This is a genomic window from Arthrobacter sp. CAL618, assembly GCF_000468215.1.
Classification (GTDB): Bacteria; Actinomycetota; Actinomycetes; order Actinomycetales; family Micrococcaceae; genus Arthrobacter_D.
This window is the reverse complement of record NZ_ASZW01000239.1, coordinates 11,613-14,144: the sequence shown is the minus strand read 5'-3', so window position 1 is coordinate 14,144 and position 2,532 is coordinate 11,613. Positions and strand designations below refer to the sequence as shown.

General features: G+C 65.6%; 2 protein-coding genes and 1 pseudogene (1 of these 3 cut by a window edge). 1 reads left to right on the top strand and 2 read right to left on the bottom strand.

All coding sequences use genetic code 11. From position 1 onward, the window contains the following. Positions 1-463: 463 nt before the first annotated feature. Complete coding sequence (locus K728_RS0114215; RefSeq protein ID WP_019481111.1) at positions 464-1,348, bottom strand: aminodeoxychorismate lyase; 885 nt, start codon at positions 1,346-1,348, stop codon at positions 464-466. 156 nt (positions 1,349-1,504) lie between these two features. Between K728_RS0114215 and K728_RS0114205 the strand changes: the two genes are divergently transcribed. Further along, positions 1,505-1,765 carry a GlsB/YeaQ/YmgE family stress response membrane protein gene (locus K728_RS0114205; protein WP_019481110.1) on the top strand — a complete coding sequence of 87 codons (261 nt, stop codon included), beginning with the start codon at positions 1,505-1,507 and terminating at the stop codon, positions 1,763-1,765. Between the two features lie 210 nt (positions 1,766-1,975). Here the strand turns inward: K728_RS0114205 and K728_RS19550 are convergent. Further along, positions 1,976-2,532 (bottom strand): annotated as a pseudogene (locus K728_RS19550) (chorismate-binding protein) (it continues 1,580 nt past the right edge of the window).

Genomic DNA, 2,532 nt, shown 5'->3' with positions numbered 1-2,532 from the left:
GAGACGCTGGGGAGCGCCTCACCCGCGACGATCTTTCCCTGCTGGCGGGCCGCCTCGGAAAAGGCGTCGTGCTGGGCCATGTACTGTTCCACTTCGGCCTCGGTGGCGTTGGCCCAGATCGACTCATCCTGGTATAGAAACACTGCAATTTTCATTTAGCTGCCCTCGCGTGGTCGAATGATGGCCCGGATTTCAGCAGGCCCGGTGGTATCAGCCAACAACTCATTGACGAATTCCGCCAGTGCCTCCGGGGCGTCGGTTTCCACCAGGGAGAAACCGCCCAGCCGTTCGGCGGTCTCCGTGTACGGGCCGTCGTCATACCAACGCTCCCACCGCGCAGGATCCGCGCCGTGGTGGGCGGCTGCAGCTCGGCGCCGCCCGTCAAGAGGTGCCGACCCTCGGCGCAGCGCCTGGCGAACTCCTTCCCCTGACGGTTGGGGTAGGCCGGGTTCGACAACCGGCCTCAGGAAATTTTCGCCACCAACTCCGACAGCTCCCTGGTCAGCTCCGGGGTGGTGGTGATCGGCTGACCGTCAAGGGAGTTGACCGGTGCGAGGAGACGGATGCTGGAAATCAGCCACACGCCGTCGGCGTCGTACAGGTCAGCGGGCACCAGCGGGCCGTACCCGAGTTCCCAGCCGGCGGCCTTCGCCACGGTAAACAACGCACTCTGCGATGTGCCGGGGAGGATCCCGCTTTCCAGCTGCGGGGTCAGTAGGGTCTTGACGCCGTCCCGGACCCGTGCCAGGAGGACTGTCGACGTCGGACCCTCAAGGACCTTGCCGTCCGATGAGGTGAAGATGACGTCGTCGGCGTCGTGCGCCCGCGCGTACCGGACCGCCGCCATGTTGACCGCGTAGGACAGCGTCTTGGCACCCATGAGCAGCCACGGTGCCCGCTGCGCCACCGTGCTGTCATACCCGCGCTCCAGGAACAGGACCGCAAGCCCATCCCTGCGCTGCTGCTGGGTCTTCGCCGGCACCGGCGCCACCTGAACCCACGCCGTCGGGGCGTCAGCTCCCTCAACCCCACGGGTGACCATGAGCTTCACGGCAAGCTCAGTATCAGCCTGGACGTGAGCCCCGGCGGCGTACTCGTCGAGTGCGGTGGTGATGGCCCGCCGCCAGGCATCCTCGGACGGGAGATCAAGGTCAAGGGCCCGGGCTGATGAGGCGAGCCGGTCCAGGTGCGCCTGCACCTTCCGGGCTTCTCCGTTGAGGGCCAGCAGGGACTCGAATATGCCGTCCCCGCGCGTTGCGCCAAGGTCGGTCGCCATGAGCTGTGGCAGTGATGCGTCGACGACGCGGCCGTCGTCGTGGGCGGGATCCAGGAACACAAGAACAGTCATGCGATCAGCTTAGTTGCCTCACTGACGCGGATGACGGTGCCGCACCCGTCGTATTTTCCCGTGCCAACCGGCACCGGATAGAATTTCATCAGTAGTGTTACCAACGGCACGCGGCCTCGTAGTAACGGGGCAGACCCCAAAGAACGGACAGTTATTGTGATCGGATTTATCGTTGCAGGACTCATCATCGGCGCGCTGGCACGGCTGATCAAGCCCGGGAAGCAGAACCTTGGGCTGCTGGCCACGCTCCTGCTGGGACTTGCCGGTTCAGTGATCGGCGGCGTCATCGCGAACCTTCTCGGCACCGGGGGCATCTTCGAGCTGAACGTTTTCGGATTCATCGTAGCGGTCATCGCCTCAGTACTGCTGATCGGCGTCGCCGAGGGCGTTAGCGGCCGTCGCAAAGTCCGCCGCTAGGTCAGCCTGGGGGCCGGATCTCACCAGAAACGGCCCCCAGCGCCAGCCTTGCCGGTTGCAAGCGGCGGACCTTGGCCTGGGGGCCGTTCCTGCGGTGAAACGACGCGCAGCGGCCCCATCGCAGCCAATTCCAGACTGCAGCCGATTCCGGACTGCAGCCGATTCCGGACTGCAGCCGATTCCATACCGCAGCGGCCCCATTCATCAGCCCTAGCTATCCGGGAACGCGGCCCCGAGGCCTGACAGCACGCCGAACGCTTTGGTGCGCACCTCTTCCCACTCATCGTCCGGATCCGAATCGGCAGTGATCGCTCCTCCGACGCCCAGGCTGAGCCGGGTGCCGCCGCCGTCGTCCTCAAGCACCAGGGTGCGAATGACGACGGCGAGGTCCGCTGCACCGGTCAGGGAGAAGTAGCCGACGGCGCCCGAATACACCCCGCGCGGGGCAGCCTCCAGCCGGTCAAGGATGGCCATGGTGCTGATTTTCGGTGCCCCGGTCATCGACCCGGCCGGGAACGCCGCGGAGACGGCCTCGGTCCGGGAGACGCCCGGCCGCAACTGGGCGTCGATGGTGCTGACCATCTGGTGCACGGTGGCGTAGCTTTCAATCTCACACAACCGGCTGACGATCACGCTGCCGGGGACTGCAACGTGCGAGAGGTCGTTACGTAACAGGTCAACGATCATGATGTTTTCCGCGCGATCCTTCAGGGAGGTCTGAAGGTCCGTTCGGAGGGCCAGGTCCGCCGCCGGGTCCGACGAACGAC